Annotated in this window: 13 protein-coding genes; 5 read left to right on the forward strand and 8 right to left on the reverse strand. The window is 66.6% G+C overall.

Annotated features, from left to right (window positions below; translation table 11 throughout):
* Nucleotides 1-12: 12 nt before the first annotated feature.
* A complete protein-coding gene (locus BUR94_RS19145) occupies nt 13-627 on the forward strand; it encodes a 2-dehydro-3-deoxy-6-phosphogalactonate aldolase (protein WP_074258035.1) in 615 nt (204 codons plus the stop codon).
* Nucleotides 624-1,466 (forward strand): SMP-30/gluconolactonase/LRE family protein, encoded by an 843-nt coding sequence (locus BUR94_RS19150; protein WP_074258036.1) that lies wholly within the window; start codon nt 624-626, stop codon nt 1,464-1,466. Before BUR94_RS19145 ends, BUR94_RS19150 begins: the two co-directional genes overlap by 4 nt.
* Nucleotides 1,467-1,558: 92 nt before the next feature.
* On the opposite strand, the gene BUR94_RS19155 is transcribed toward BUR94_RS19150, so the two are convergent.
* The 8 genes from BUR94_RS19155 to BUR94_RS19190 all read right to left on the reverse strand — a co-directional run bounded on the left by BUR94_RS19155 (nt 1,559) and on the right by BUR94_RS19190 (nt 10,977).
* Complete coding sequence (locus tag BUR94_RS19155; protein ID WP_342745219.1) at nt 1,559-3,094, reverse strand: UxaA family hydrolase; 1,536 nt, start codon at nt 3,092-3,094, stop codon at nt 1,559-1,561.
* A complete protein-coding gene (locus BUR94_RS19160) occupies nt 3,091-3,987 on the reverse strand; it encodes a dihydrodipicolinate synthase family protein (protein WP_074258037.1) in 897 nt (298 codons plus the stop codon). The genes BUR94_RS19155 and BUR94_RS19160 overlap by 4 nt, the downstream gene beginning before the upstream one ends.
* 9 nt (nt 3,988-3,996) lie before the next feature.
* Complete coding sequence (gene araD, locus BUR94_RS19165; RefSeq protein ID WP_074258038.1) at nt 3,997-5,724, reverse strand: L-arabinonate dehydratase; 1,728 nt, start codon at nt 5,722-5,724, stop codon at nt 3,997-3,999.
* 7 nt (nt 5,725-5,731) lie between these two features.
* The gene (locus BUR94_RS19170) at nt 5,732-5,854 is read right to left on the reverse strand and encodes a dihydroxy-acid dehydratase (protein WP_074258039.1); all 123 of its coding nucleotides are present in this window, start codon (nt 5,852-5,854) and stop codon (nt 5,732-5,734) included.
* Nucleotides 5,855-5,864: 10 nt separating this feature from the next.
* A complete protein-coding gene (locus BUR94_RS19175) occupies nt 5,865-7,943 on the reverse strand; it encodes a TRAP transporter large permease subunit (protein WP_074258040.1) in 2,079 nt (692 codons plus the stop codon).
* A gap of 83 nt (nt 7,944-8,026) precedes the next feature.
* Nucleotides 8,027-9,067, reverse strand: coding sequence for a TRAP transporter substrate-binding protein (locus BUR94_RS19180; RefSeq protein ID WP_074258041.1), 1,041 nt, complete (start codon nt 9,065-9,067; stop codon nt 8,027-8,029).
* Nucleotides 9,068-9,344: 277 nt separating this feature from the next.
* Nucleotides 9,345-10,250: a 5-dehydro-4-deoxyglucarate dehydratase gene (locus BUR94_RS19185; RefSeq protein WP_074258042.1), complete on the reverse strand. Its 906-nt coding sequence runs from the start codon at nt 10,248-10,250 to the stop codon at nt 9,345-9,347.
* Nucleotides 10,251-10,260: 10 nt separating this feature from the next.
* The gene (locus tag BUR94_RS19190) at nt 10,261-10,977 is read right to left on the reverse strand and encodes a ribonuclease activity regulator RraA (RefSeq protein ID WP_074258043.1); all 717 of its coding nucleotides are present in this window, start codon (nt 10,975-10,977) and stop codon (nt 10,261-10,263) included.
* A gap of 118 nt (nt 10,978-11,095) precedes the next feature.
* Here BUR94_RS19190 and BUR94_RS19195 point away from each other — a divergent pair, with 118 nt between their 5' ends.
* The 3 genes from BUR94_RS19195 (at nt 11,096) to BUR94_RS19205 (ending at nt 13,776) form a co-directional block, all read left to right on the forward strand.
* The gene (locus tag BUR94_RS19195; protein ID WP_084193240.1) at nt 11,096-11,824 is read left to right on the forward strand and encodes a GntR family transcriptional regulator; all 729 of its coding nucleotides are present in this window, start codon (nt 11,096-11,098) and stop codon (nt 11,822-11,824) included.
* A 357-nt stretch (nt 11,825-12,181) separates the two neighbouring features.
* On the forward strand, nt 12,182-12,913 hold the full coding sequence (locus BUR94_RS19200) for a FadR/GntR family transcriptional regulator (RefSeq protein ID WP_074258044.1): 732 nt from the start codon (nt 12,182-12,184) through the stop codon (nt 12,911-12,913).
* Nucleotides 12,910-13,776: an SMP-30/gluconolactonase/LRE family protein gene (locus BUR94_RS19205; RefSeq protein WP_074258045.1), complete on the forward strand. Its 867-nt coding sequence runs from the start codon at nt 12,910-12,912 to the stop codon at nt 13,774-13,776. The genes BUR94_RS19200 and BUR94_RS19205 overlap by 4 nt, the downstream gene beginning before the upstream one ends.
* The last annotated feature ends 13 nt before the right edge of the window (nt 13,777-13,789 follow it).

Below are 13,789 nucleotides of genomic sequence, written 5' to 3' on the forward strand. Positions count from 1 at the left end.
CCGGAGCCGCCCATGACCCGCAACATCGTCGCCATCCTCCGCGGCCTGACCCCGCCCGAGGCCCTGGCCATCGGCGAAACCCTGGTCGCCGCAGGCATCAGCAAGATCGAGGTGCCGCTCAACTCGCCCGACCCGCTCGCCTCCATCGCCCGGATGGTGCAGGCCTTCCCCGAGGCGGTGATCGGCGCGGGCACCGTGCTGACACCCGAACAGGTCGCCGATGTCGCCGCCACCGGCGCCCGCCTCATCGTCTCGCCCGATACCAACCCCGCCGTGATCGACGCCAGTGTTGCCGCAGGCCTGCTCTCCTACCCCGGCATCATGACCCCCTCCGAGGCCTTCACCGCGCTCCGCCACGGTGCCACCGGCCTCAAGCTCTTTCCCGGCTCGCTGCTCGGCCCCGAGGGGCTCAAGGCCATGCGCGCCGTGCTGCCCGCAGGCACCGAGGTGCTGGCCGTCGGCGGGGCGGGGCCCGCCAACTTCGCCGACTGGGCTGCGGCCGGCGTGTCGGGCTTCGGCATCGGCTCCGCGCTCTACAAACCCGGCGATACCCCGGCGCAGGTGGCCGAAAAGGCCGCCGAAATCACCGCCGCCTATGACGCGGCCATGCCCGGGGCGCAGCCATGAGCACCGTCTTCGACACCCGCGCTTGCCGCCTCGGCGAAGGCCCGCTCTGGCACCCGCTCCGCCGTCAGCTCTTCTGGTTCGACATCCTCGATGCCCGCCTGCTGACCCAGACTGACGAAGGCCCGCACGAGTGGACCTTCCCCGAGCTGGTCTCCGCCGCCGGCTGGCTCTCCGAAGATGTCCTGCTCATCGCCTCCGAGACCCGGCTCTTCACCTTCGATCTCGACACAGGCCTGCGCGAGGACGTGGCCGCGCTCGAGGCCGACAACCCGGTGACCCGCTCCAACGACGGCCGTGCCGACCCGATGGGCGGCTTCTGGATCGGCACCATGGGCAAGACGGAGGAGAAGGGCGCAGGCGCGATCTACCGCTACTACAGGGGCGAGCTGCGCCAGCTCTACGACGGCATCACCGTGAGCAACTCCATCTGCTTCGCGCCCGGCGGCCGCGCCGCCTATTGGTCCGATACCCCGACCCACCAGATCATGCGCACGCCCCTGGATGCCCAAGGCTGGCCCTCCGGCGCGCCGGAGGTCTTCGTGGACCTCAGCGCCGAGGGGCTCTACCCCGACGGCTCCGTGGTGGATAGCGAAGGCGCGCTCTGGAACGCCCAATGGGGCGCGGGCCGCGTGGTGCGCTACCTGCCCGACGGCACCGCCGACCGCGTGATCGAGGTGGACGGAGAGAAATCCACCTGCCCGGCCTTTGGCGGCGAGGGCCTGACGACGCTCTACGTCACAAGCGCCTGCGGCGGGATGAAGAAGGATGGCAAGCAGGGCGTGACCTATGCGGCCCCCGCCGGAGTGGCCGGCCTCCCCGAACCGCAGGTGATCCTCTAGGTCGCGCCCCCCGCGAGGACGCCTCGAAGGGCGGACGAGCGCCCCCCCGGCCAGCCAGGCTCATCAGCGCCTGTGGGCGATCTTCGCCCCGGCTACCCCGTCACGCCGATCGGCCAGGGCGCAAACTCCTCCTCGCCCACACCCAGCGCCTCGCTCTTCGACTTTTCGCCGCTGGCCACCGCCAGCATCTTCTCGAAAATCTCCTGCCCCACCTCGTCCAGCGTCCTGTCGCCGTCGATCACCGTGCCGCAGTTCACATCCATGTCCCCGGTCATCCGGGCATACATCGGCGTGTTGGTCGCCAGCTTGATCGTGGGCGCGGGCATCGAGCCAAAGCAGCTGCCCCGCCCGGTGGTGAAGCACACCAGGTTGGCCCCGCCCGCGATCTGGCCCGTCGCGCTCACCGGGTCGTAGCCCGGCGTGTCCATGATCACGAGCCCCTTCTCCAGCACCGGCCAGGCATATTCATACACCGCGTTGATCCCCGTCGAGCCGCCCTTCTTGGAGCCGCCCAGGCTCTTCTCGATCACGTTGGCCAGCCCGCCCGCGTTGTTGCCCGGGCTCACCCGCCCGTTCATCTGCACATCGCGGCCCTCGTTGTACGTCAGCCACCAGTTGATCCGCTCGATGAACTTCTGCCCCACCTCCGGCGTCTTCGCCCGCGCGGTCAGCGTGTGCTCCACGCCATAGAGCTCCGGCGTCTCGCTCAAGATCGCCGTGCCCCCGTGCCGCACCAGGATATCCACTGCCTTGCCGAGCGCCGGGTTCGCACTGAGGCCAGAAAACCCGTCAGACCCGCCGCATTGCAGGCCCACCATCAGGTGCTCGGCGCTTACTGGCTCCCGTTCAATCGCATTGGCCTCGTCCAGCATCTCGCGGATCACCCGCTTGCCTTCCTCCACCGCCGCCGCCGTGCCGCCGACATGCTGCATGGTGATCGCCCGCAACATCTTGCCGCTCTCCAGGCTCTCACCCGCGAAGAACTCGCCCAGGTTGTTCCGCTCGCACCCCAGCGAGCACACCAGCGCGCCGGCGGTGTTCGGATGCCGGATGTATCCCGCCAGCGTCCGCCGCAGCAGGTCCATCGGCTCGCCGGTCATCTCCATGCCGCAACCCTGCTGGTGAACAAAGGCCACCACGCCATCGACGTTCGGCCATTGCGCCAGCCGCTCCTCGTCGAAATACGCGCTGATCTTCCGCGCCACCGTGGCCGAGCAGTTCACCGTGATGAAGATGCCGATGTAATTGCGCGTGCCCACCCGCCCGTCCTTGCGCCGGATCCCCATGAACCTCGCGCGCTCCTCTTCGGGCAGCACCTGCGCCTCCACGTAATCCGCTGAAAACCGGTAGTCTTTCTGAAAATCGTCAACCAGCACGTTGTGCGAGTGCAGCCAGGTCCCGGGCGCGATGTCCTCTCCCGCGAACCCGATGATGGTGGCGTATTTCAGCACCGGCTCGCCCCTGGCAATCGCCCGCGTGGCGATCTTGTGGCCCAGCGGCACGTCCTGCAACGCGGTCACGCCCTCGCTCGCCACCGCCGTCCCGGCGGGTATCTCCACCCGCGCCACGGCCACGTTGTCGGCCGCGTCCAGCCGGATCACCGGCGACTTCTCCATCACCTCGCTCACAGCAACACCGCCTCCTGCATGAAGCCCCGCAAATCCGCCGCCTGCCGCTCGGTCAGGGCCGATGCCCCTGGCGGCCTGCACGCTCCGCAGTCCAGCCCCTGCAGGGCCAGCGCGGCCTTCACGCCGGTCACATTGGTGCCGCCCATCTCCTCGGCGCGGATGTCCTCGAACACCCGCATCCCCTCGATCAGCCGCCCGGCCCCGGAGTACTCCCCCGCCGCCAGCGCATCCCGGATCGCCACCGAGCGCTCCGGCCACACGTTGATCAGCCCGGAGGTGAACCCCCGCGCGCCCATCGCATACATCGGCGGCGCCCAAACCTCGGCCAGTCCCGCGACCCAGATCACTCCCTCCGGGCTCTCCGCGATGGCCCGCGAGAGGTTGAGCGCGTTGGTCGTCGCCCATTTCACCCCCGCCACGCCGGGGATCGCGCAGATCTCGGCAATCGCCTTGGGCCCCATCCCGTCGTTGCGCAGATAGAGCATCACCGGCAGGCCGCCGCCCGCCTCCACCACGCGCTTCACGTAATCGGCATAGCCGCGCGGGCTCACGAAGGGGTCGGGTGTCTGGTGAATCATCAGCGCATCCGCGCCGGCCCTTGCCGCGTGCCTCGCGGCCCGCTCCGCCTCGCGGATGCTCCGCCCGATGCCCGCAAACACCGGCACGCGGCCGTCGACCATCTCCACGACCGAAGAGCACATCCGCGCCGCCTCGGCCTCCTCCAGGCTGTAGAACTCGCCCGTGTTCCCGTTGACCACGAGAATGTCCACGCCCGCGCCCACGGCCCGGTCGATGACCGGCACCAGCCGCTCCGGCGCGATCTCGCCATCGGGCCCATAGGGCGTGACGAGAATGCCCGAAATCCCGGCCAGCGCCTCGTGCACCCGGCTCATGCCCACCTCCTAGTTGATTTCCGGCTCCGGCACCGGGGCACCGAAATCGGTGCGCAGGTAATCGAAGTCGCACCCCTTGTCGGCCTGTTCGATGTGCTGGCTGAACATCTGGCCATAGCCGCGCTCGTAGCGCGGGGCAGGGGCCTGCCAGGCCTTGCGCCGTTCGGCCAGCTCCTCGTCCGACACTTCCATCTCCAGCTTTCGCCCCGGAATATCCAGCACCACCATGTCGCCCGTCCTGAGCAGCGCCAGCGGCCCGCCCACATAGGCCTCGGGCGCGATATGCAGCACGCAGGCCCCGTAGCTCGTGCCGCTCATCCGCGCGTCGCTCATGCGCACCATGTCCCGAATGCCCTGCTTCAGCAGCGCCTTGGGCATCGGCAGCATCCCCCACTCCGGCATCCCCGGCCCGCCCTGCGGACCGGCGTTGCGCAGCACCAGAACGGTGTCGGGCGTCATCGGATGGTCTTCGTCGTTGATGATCTCCTTCAGCTCGGCGTAGCTGTCGGCCACCAGCGCGGGCCCGCGATGTTGCCAGAAGTCCGGGTTGCAGGCAGCGGGCTTGATTACCGCGCCATCGGGCGCAAGGTTGCCCTTCAGCACCGCCAGCGAGCCCTCATGGTAGACCGGATTGCTCAACGGCCGGATCACATCGTCATTGAAGTTCTTCGCACCCGCGATGTTCTCGCCCACGGTCTTGCCGGTCACCGTCATCGCGCCCAGCTCCAGCTTGTCGCCGAGTTCGGCCATCAACGCAGGCAACCCGCCCGCATAGAAGAAATCCTCCATCAGGTAGGTGTCGCCCGAGGGCCGCAGGTTGGCCAGCACCGGCACCTCGCGGCCGATCGCGTCGAACTCGTCGAGCGTGAGCGGAATCCCCGCCCGCCGCGCCATCGCCAGCAGGTGAATGACCGCGTTGGTCGAGCAGCCGGTCGCCATCGCCACCCGCACCGCGTTGCGCGTGGCCTCCCAGGTCACGATCTTCTCGGGCGTCAGGTCCTCCCAGACCATCTCCACCGCACGCCGCCCGCAGGCCGCCGCCATCCGCTTGTGGCCCGCGTCGGGCGCGGGGATCGAGGAGGCGCCGGGCAGGCACAGTCCGAAGCCCTCGGCAATGCTCATCATCGTCGAGGCGGTGCCCATGGTCATGCAGGTGCCGTAGCTGCGGGCAATGCCGCCCTCCACGCCGTCCCACTCCTCCTTGCCGATGGTGCCCGCGCGGCGCTCGTCCCAGTATTTCCACACATCCGTGCCCGAGCCGAGCTTCTGCCCTGCGTAATTGCCGCGCAGCATCGCGCCGGCGGGCATGAAGACGAAGGGCAGGCCCATGCTGATCGCCCCCATCACCAGCGCCGGGGTGGACTTGTCGCAGCCGCCCAGCAGCACCGCGCCGTCGATCGGGTGGCTCCGCAGCACCTCCTCCACCTCCATCGCGCCGAAGTTGCGGTAGAGCATCGAAGTGGGCTTCAGGAACTGCTCGCTGAAACTCTGCACCGGCATCTCCACCGGCATCCCGCCCGCCTGGTAAACCCCCTTCTTCACGAACTCTGCGCGGTCGCGCAGGTGGTGGTGGCAGGGCGAGAGGTCCGACCATGTGTTGATCACCGCGATGATCGGCTTGCCTTCCCAGTCGTTGCCATCCAGCCCCATCTGCCGGGCACGGGAGCGGTGACCCATCGAGCGCAGGTCATCGGGCGCAAACCAGCGGGCGGAGCGAAGGTCTTCGGGCTTTTTCATTTGGTCCTCAGGAGATGGGTTGGGCGAAGGTGAACATCAGCCATATGATGACGGCCGCCAGCACGATGCCCCCGATCCAGGGCCATATGCCATAGCCGTTGATGTCGTCATGAGAGTCGCGTCCGATCATGGGTCTCTCCTCAGTTCAAGAGTTCGGGCAGCCAGAGGGCGATCTGCGGAAACATCATCACCAGCAGCAGGCCACAGATTTGCAGCGCAATGAAGGGCAGAACCGAGATGAAGATCTCCTGCAGGGTCACGTCCTTCGGGGCCACCGACTTCAGCCAGAAGCAGGCCGGGCCGAAGGGCGGCGACAGGAAGTAGATCTGGATGTTCATCACGAAGAGGATGCCGAACCAGATCTTCGCCTGGTCCTCCGTCAGCCCCAGTTCCGGCGCCAGCGTCATCACCACCGGGGCAAAGACCGGCACGGTGATGAGCACGATGGCGATCCACTCCATGAAGGTGCCCAGCACCATCAGGATCAGCATCATCACCAGCACCGTGCCCATCGCGCTCAGGCCGAGGTCGAGGAACAGCGAGCGCATGAACTCGCCGCCCCCCACCAGGTTGAAGATGCCCACGAAGGAGACCGCGCCCAGCACCAGCCAGATGATCGTGCCCACCGTGGCCATCGTGCCCAGCATGGCCGCGCTCAGCACGTCCCACTTGAACTGAAAGCGCACCGCCGCCACCACCAGCGCCCCGATGCAGCCCACCGCCGCGGCCTCCGTCACCGAGGCCACGCCGCCGTAGATCGAGCCCATGACCGAGGCGATCAGGACGATGCAGAGCACCACCGCGACCAGCCGCTCCCGGGTCAGCTTCTGCTCCCGCCCGGTGATCGCCGCCACTTCCGCCGCCGTCGGCGCGAGGCTGTGGTTCAGGTTCACCCGCACCAGCACGTAGCTCGCGTAGAACACCGCCAGCATGATCCCCGGGATCGCGCCGGCCATGAACAGATCGCCAATGCCCACCTCGGCCGAGAGGCCATAGACGATCATGATGATCGACGGCGGAATCAGCGTCGCCAGGGCACCCGCCGCGCAGATCAGCCCGATCGCGATCTTGCGGTCGTAGCCGAGCCGAAACATCTGCGGCAGCGCCACCAGGCCCAGCATCACGATCTCGCCGCCCATCACCCCCGACATGGCCGCGAGGATCACCGCCACCACCGTCGTCTGCACCGCCACGCCGCCGCGCAGGTTGCCGGCAAAGATGCTCATCGCGTCAAACAGGTCTTCCGCAATCCCCGCCCGCTCCAGGATCGAGGCCATCAGCACGAAGAAAGGGATCGCCACGAGCGAGTAGTGCTCCAGCAGCCCCACCGCGTTGGACGACACCAGAAACAGCCCGCGCGGCCCGAAGAAACCCACCGCCATGATCACCGACACGATCAGCGTGACGATCCCCAGCGGCATGCCGGTCATCATCAGCGCGATCAGCATCACCACCATCAGCATCGACACCGTGCCGAGGTCCATCGCCCGCATGTTCAGCGCCTTGGACGGGTCCAGCGCCGCGCCGATCGACCCGAAGAAATCGCTCACCGCCGAGGCCGGGTTCCATCCCAGCCCGTGGCCGAGAAAGGCCGCGACGAAGTAGATCACGAAGTAGACGGCCAGCGCCTTCACCACCATCTTCGCCCAGCCCGAGACGAGATGGCGATGCAGGTTCACCATGAGCTGCGCGAGATACATCATCGCGCCGATGGTCATCAGGCTCTTCATCATCATCGGCAGCGGCGAGTTGAAGGCCGAGCCGCTCTTCTCCAGCCGCGCGACCGAGTCGTAGGCCCGGATCGAGGCATCGGTCAGCAGCATGTAGAGTGCGACGATCCCCACCAGGATGGCAAAGAGATCGAGCCACCACCGCGTCTGCCTCGAGGCCAGCGAGTGCACCACGGTAATGGCGATATGGCGCTGCTTGAGGGTGACGTAGCCCGCCGAAAGCATCCAGGCCGCGGCGCACATCACCATCACCGTCTCGAAGCCCCAGAGCGTGGGCGCGTTGAGCAGGTAGCGAGAGAACACCTCGTAGAGCGTGGCCAGCGCCGCGACGATATAGAAGGTCGAAACCCCGAGCCCCATCAGGTGGCTGAAGTGGTCGACCGGGCCGTAATCGGCCATCGCCACGTCGGGCGCCTCGTCCTCTTCCGGAACCCGCCCCGAAACCTCGAGGTTCGCGTGCTCCAGCCGCTCCTCATACTCCTGCGACATGCCTCGCTCCCCGCCTGCCCGATGTCGTGAAAATCAAAGGTGCGCCGCGCCGCCCCTCCCGGCGGCGCGGCCTGCCGTCCGCCTCAGAGCAGACCGGCTTCCTTCATGAAGGCCACGTGGCTGTCATAGACTTCGCGGGCCAGTTCGGACTGCTTGGCAAAGTCTTCCCAGGCCTGTTGAGCCACCACGCGCATCTTGTCGCGCTCCCCCTGCGGCCAGTCGATGACCTCCAGCTCACCGGCGGCCTTGTCGCGGGCGACCAGCTGGCGGTCGAGACGGTCGAAGTAGGTGCGCAGCCCGTTGTAGGCAGCCAGGTACCAGGTCTCCAGCGCCACCTTCTCGGCATCGCTCATCTCGTCCCAGACGGCCTGGCTCACGGTGAACTGCAGGATCGGGGTCGAGTGGATCCCCGGAAAGATCGGGTATTTGGCGACCTTGTGCATCCCGTTGGCGTCGTTGTTGGCATAGGCCGAGTTGTCGGCCGCGTCGATCACGCCCTTCTCCAGTGCGCCATAGGTCTCCGAGCCGCTCATCGAGACGGGCGCCGCGCCCAGGCGCTTGAACACATCGGCCGCCAGCCCCTCCGGCGAGCGCACCTTCACGCCCTTGAAGTCGTCCACGCCCCGGATCGGCACCTTGCTGACAAAGGCCTCGCGGGCATAGGCCCCGCAGCCCACCACGTGCACGCCGGGGTAGTGGGTGTCCATCAGCTTCTGCAGCATCTCCTTGCCGCCGCCCTGCGCGCAATAGGCCTGGATCTGGTCGGCGCTGTCATAGCCCGCGATCAGGTCGCCCATCAGCGCGAAGGCCGGGTCGATGCCGGCGAAATAGTTGATCGAGGTGAGGTCGCCGTCGAGGATGCCCACGCCGATGGCCTCCGGGGTTTCCCGGCGCGGCACCACCGCGTCCACCGGCAGAAACTCGATGCCCAGCGATCCGCCGGTCATGGCTTCCAGCTTCGGCACCCACTCTTCGTTCAGGTAGGCCAGCGAGGCGTGGCTCGCGTTCGAGCTGGTCTGGATCTTCAGGGTCTTTTCGGCTGCCATGGCGCCGGTGCCGATCACGCTCACCGCGGCTGCCAGGGCCAATCCCCTGACCGGTGTCACCAGTCTGTCGAATGTCATGAGGTCTCCTCCCAAGTTGACCGTATGGGCCGCGTCTCTGGCCTCCACCACGCGCGACTCCCTTACTGATATATTAGTGGTCCAAATCCGGCAACCTTTCCGTTCCCCGGGAAGGCCAGACCCTTACCAAAGGGGAGGGCCGCCGTGCCTTGCGGCAACGAAGCGGCCCTCCACAAAAAACGCAAATCGCGTATGCATGGGTTGTGTATGGGTTGTGCACGGGTTGTGTATCGATGCTTTTCGAATCACCGACCCCCCGTTAACCCTGCCGGCCGATCTACTTGCGGCCCGCGATGAGCTGCTCCATCAGCCCCATTTCCTCCTCGGTCAGGTCGGTCAGCGGGCTCCGCACCGGCCCCGCCTCGAAGCCCCTGAGCCGCACACCGGCCTTGATCGCAGACACCGCATAGCCGGTCTTCCGGTCGCGGATCCGGGCAAAGGGATAGTAGAAATCTCGCAGCATCTGCTCGCACTTGGCGTCGTCGCCCGCGGTGAAGGCCGCGTGGAACTCCAGCGCCGTCTCGGGCACGAAGTTGAACACCGCGCTCGAGTATGTCGGCATCCCCGCGCCCCGGTAGGCCTGGGCAAACAGCTCGTGGGTGGGCATCCCGCCGATGTAGCTGAGGCGGTCTCCCATGCGCACGGTGATCCGGCGCACGGTGTCGATGTCGCCGGTCCCGTCCTTGAACCCGATCAGGTTGGGGCAGTCGTCCGCCAGCCGCGCGATCATCTCCTCCGTCACCCGCGCCTGGCCCCGGTTGTAGACGATCACGGCCATGCTGGTGGCCTTGCAGACCGCGCGGATATGCGCCTCGATCCCTTCTGCCGGGGCGCTGATGAGATAATGCGGAAGCAGCAAGATGCCGTCGCCGCCGGCGGCCTCGATGCCACGGGCAATCTCGCAGGCCACCCGCGTGCCATAGCCGCAGCCGGCAATGATCGGCTGTCCGGGCTGGGCCTCCTTGGCCACCTTCACCACATCCACGATCTCCTGCGGCGTCAGCGAGAACATCTCGCCCGTGCCGCCCGCCACGATCAGCCCCGCAACGGGATAATCGCTGAGCCATTCCAGGTGCTTGCGGAACGGATCGGCAGCAAGGCCCCCATCCGCGCCAAAGGGCGTGACCGGGAAGGAGAGCAGCCCGGTCTTGATCCGGGCCTTCAGGTCTTGATTGTCGAGCATTGGCTTGTCCTCAGCGATTGTTCTCTTTGCGCCAAGTCTCGAACTTGGCCAGGTTCTCTTCCTTGGTGGCCGGATAGAGGCCGATGATCGTCGCGCCGCCCTTCACCTGTTCCACCACGAAATCCTCGTAGGCGGTCATCTCCACGGCTTCCGCGCTGACCTCCTCGGCAATCTCGGCAGGGATCACGATGACGCTGTCGTAATCGCCCACGATCACGTCGCCCGGAAACACCGCCACATCGCCGCAGCCGATCGGCCCGTTGATCTCGATGGCCTCGTGCAGGGTGAGGTTGGTGGGCGAGGAGGGGCGGTTGTGATAGGCCGGGATGTCGAGCCCGGCGATGGTGCCCGCGTCCCGAAATCCGCCATCGGTCACCACGCCCGCGCCGCCACGCACCATTAGCCGGGTGATAAGGATATCGCCCGATGATGCGGCCCGCGGGTCCTTCCGGCTGTCCATCACCATCACGTGCCCCGCCGGGCACTGTTCGATGGCCTGCCGCTGCGGGTGATTCGGATCGCGGAAAACCGCCAGCGTGTTGCGATCCTCCCGTGCCGGGATGTAGCGCAGCGTAAACGCCGGCCCCACCATGTTGCGCCCCTTCGCGGCCACCGGGCGCACGTCTTGGAGCACTTGGTTGCGCAAACCGCGCTTGTAGAGCGCGGTGGCCAGGGTGGCGACGGAAACGCCCATCAGGCGTTCGCGGATCTCTTCAGTGAACGACATGGCGCTTCCTCCCGGTCTCGAGCTCGTGTCGCGGCAACTGATATATTAGTGCTTCCGAGGTTGCAATGCCTGTCGGAGGCTGGTTTGATAGGCCAATTGCAGGAGTATGACCGCCAGTATGAACGACCAGGGCGCCTTTGCAGATGTGATCGCCCGCCTCGGAATCGGCTCCGAGACGAAGGATGCGGCACAGACCGCGTCCAGCCGCACGCTGGCCTCGCTGCGCCGCCGCATCATCTCGCTGCAGCTCCCGCCCGACACCGTTCTGGGCCGCTCCGAGCTGGCCCGCGAATACGGCATCAGCCAGACCCCCCTGCGGGATGCCCTGCAAAAGCTCGAGGCCGAGGGGCTGGTCGATATCTTCCCCCAGAGCAAGACGGTGGTGACCCGTATCAACCCAAACGACATCGAAGAGGCGCACTTCCTGCGCCGCGCAGTCGAGATCGAGGTTGTCCGCAAGCTCGCCGCCAACATCGACGAAAGCGCCATGACCCGTCTCCAGACCCTTGTTTCCATGCAGGAAATGGTGGTGGCCAACGGCGACGACATCGGGGTGTTCCAGGATATCGACGACGCCTTTCACCAGGCGCTGCTCTCCGCCGCGGGCTACGCCGGGCTGCATCGCCTGATCCGCTCTCGCTCCGGCCACCTCAACCGCCTCCGCCGGCTCGACATGTGGGATGCCGGCAAGGTCACGCGCATCATCCGCGAGCACAAGGAGATCATCGAGGCCCTCCGCGCCGGCGATGCCGAGGCCGCCGTCGGTGCCGTGCGCCAGCACCTCAGCCAGACCGTCAGCCGCCTCGAAAGGCTGCGCGCCGAACATCCCGCCTACTTCCCCGATTGACGGTCAGAGCTTGGGCCGGCCAAAGGTCCGGCCCCGGCCAGTGCCTGCCCATCGCGCTGGCGCAGTTGGGGCAATCACCCCGCCGTTGCGTCAGGGGCGGCGGATTGCGCGCGACAACGGCTTCGGCCATGGAGGGGCCTCGCCCCACCGTAGTGAGTGGCGGCACGGAGACGCCCACGGAAGGAGCGCCCACAGACGAGAACCGCCAGTCCGGTCTCTTGGATTTTCCTCCCTGTGCTATCGCCTTTCCGAGCCTCGGCGTGCCTGCGTCACCATTCGGGCGACAGCTTATCAAACAAATTGTGTGATGTTGTCCTGCGGATCGAGTGCTAAGTCGGCATCCGGGAGTTTTCGCTGATGAACGCTATTGCCAACGACACATCGGGCGGGGGAGAGGCCGCAAGCTCGCGGCGCCTGGAGGGCGAGGTCTACGAACGGCTGCTCGGGCAGATCCGCAGCGGGCACTACACTCTGGGAGGAAAGCTGCCGGCAGAAAAGGACCTGTCGGCGGAGCATGGAGTGTCGCGCCCGGTGATTCGCGCGGCGCTGGCCAGGTTGCGTGAAGACGGGCTGATCGTGTCACGACAGGGGGCCGGGTCGTTCGTGAGCGCTGGTGGCCAGGGCGAGGCGGGCGGATTTGCTCCGCTGCAGAGCATCGACGACATCGCGGCCTATATCGCCTTCCGCAAAGTGCTAGAGGTCGAGAGTGCCGGGCTTGCTGCCGAGCGAGCCGCTCCGGAGGAAATTGCCTCGCTCGAGGCGATGCTGGAAGATATGGAGAACAGCGTGCGCGAAGGCACGTCGACGATCGAGATGGATGCGCAGTTTCACACACGGATCGCCGAGTTGTCTGACAACAGGTTCCTGGTTGATACCCTGCAGATGCTTCGGGCGCATATGTTCTTCATCGGCAAGTTCGTTCGAAGCCTCGGCGTGACGGGCTACCGGCAAGGCAAGATCTCGATGGGCGGTGAACACCGCAAGATCTTCGAGGCGATCGCGGCAGGCGACGCCCAGGCGGCAAGATCGGCGATGGCGGAGCATATCGAGGCATCGGAACGGCGTGTATTCAGAGGGAGCGAAGAATGAGCGTGAAGGTTGAAGTGGCCGTGCCCGCCCGGGCGCAGCTTGGCGAGGGGCCGGTTTGGGACGTGGGCGACCAGGCGCTCTGGTGGGCAGATATTTCCGGCGGAAAGATCCACCGCACCGGCGAGGACGGCAGCGACCAGATCCATGATTTCGGCGAACCCGTCGGCTGCCTTGCCCGGCGCGACGCCGGTGGGCTGATCGTGGCGGCGAAGTCGGGCTTCTACCTCTATGACACCGACACCTCGACGAAAACCTTTCTCTCGGACCCGGAGGGCGACCGGCCCGGCAACCGTTTCAACGATGGCGGCACCGACATGCAAGGGCGGTTCTGGGCCGGCACCATGAAGGACGGGGGAGAACCGGAGCAGATTGGCCAGTTCTACCGCTACGCGATCAACGGCTCGGTCACGCCCTTCTTCGACAAGGTCTACACCACCAACGGCCTCGCCTTCTCGCCTGACGGGACGACGATGTATTACTCCGACAGCAACCCGCTGGTCCGCACCATCTGGGCCTGCGACTACGACATCGACACCGGAACCCCCACGAACCGCAGGGTCTTCTTTGACACGCGCGAGGTTGCCGGCCGGCCGGACGGGGGCACGGTGGATTCAGATGGCTGCTACTGGATGGCGGGCGTTTCGGGCGCGCAACTGGTGCGGATCACGCCGCAGGGCAAGGTGGACCGGATCATCGACATGCCGATCGAGCGACCGACCAAGCCAATGTTCGGTGGCCGCAACCTCGACGTTCTTTACGTCACCTCCATCGGTTCCGATATGCCCGATGCGCTGGATGGCAATCTCTTCGCGGTGACGGGACTGGGCGTGAGCGGTGTGGAGCAGGCGAGATTCGCTGGATGAAGATCACCGGGTT

Source organism: Vannielia litorea (assembly GCF_900142295.1).
GTDB classification, from domain to species: domain Bacteria; phylum Pseudomonadota; class Alphaproteobacteria; order Rhodobacterales; family Rhodobacteraceae; genus Vannielia; species Vannielia litorea.

What these genes read in the sequence shown, in the direction of transcription:
- BUR94_RS19205 (WP_074258045.1), top strand. Translation starts at nt 12,910, where the DNA reads ATGAGCGTGAAGGTTGAAGTGGCCGTGCCCGCCCGGGCGCAGCTTGGC.
- BUR94_RS19185 (WP_074258042.1), bottom strand. Translation starts at nt 10,250, where the DNA reads ATGCTCGACAATCAAGACCTGAAGGCCCGGATCAAGACCGGGCTGCTC.
- araD (WP_074258038.1), bottom strand. Translation starts at nt 5,724, where the DNA reads ATGAAAAAGCCCGAAGACCTTCGCTCCGCCCGCTGGTTTGCGCCCGAT.
- BUR94_RS19200 (WP_074258044.1), top strand. Translation starts at nt 12,182, where the DNA reads ATGAACGCTATTGCCAACGACACATCGGGCGGGGGAGAGGCCGCAAGC.
- BUR94_RS19150 (WP_074258036.1), top strand. Translation starts at nt 624, where the DNA reads ATGAGCACCGTCTTCGACACCCGCGCTTGCCGCCTCGGCGAAGGCCCG.
- BUR94_RS19175 (WP_074258040.1), bottom strand. Translation starts at nt 7,943, where the DNA reads ATGTCGCAGGAGTATGAGGAGCGGCTGGAGCACGCGAACCTCGAGGTT.
- BUR94_RS19170 (WP_074258039.1), bottom strand. Translation starts at nt 5,854, where the DNA reads ATGATCGGACGCGACTCTCATGACGACATCAACGGCTATGGCATATGG.
- BUR94_RS19145 (WP_074258035.1), top strand. Translation starts at nt 13, where the DNA reads ATGACCCGCAACATCGTCGCCATCCTCCGCGGCCTGACCCCGCCCGAG.
- BUR94_RS19160 (WP_074258037.1), bottom strand. Translation starts at nt 3,987, where the DNA reads ATGAGCCGGGTGCACGAGGCGCTGGCCGGGATTTCGGGCATTCTCGTC.
- BUR94_RS19195 (WP_084193240.1), top strand. Translation starts at nt 11,096, where the DNA reads ATGAACGACCAGGGCGCCTTTGCAGATGTGATCGCCCGCCTCGGAATC.
- BUR94_RS19190 (WP_074258043.1), bottom strand. Translation starts at nt 10,977, where the DNA reads ATGTCGTTCACTGAAGAGATCCGCGAACGCCTGATGGGCGTTTCCGTC.
- BUR94_RS19180 (WP_074258041.1), bottom strand. Translation starts at nt 9,067, where the DNA reads ATGACATTCGACAGACTGGTGACACCGGTCAGGGGATTGGCCCTGGCA.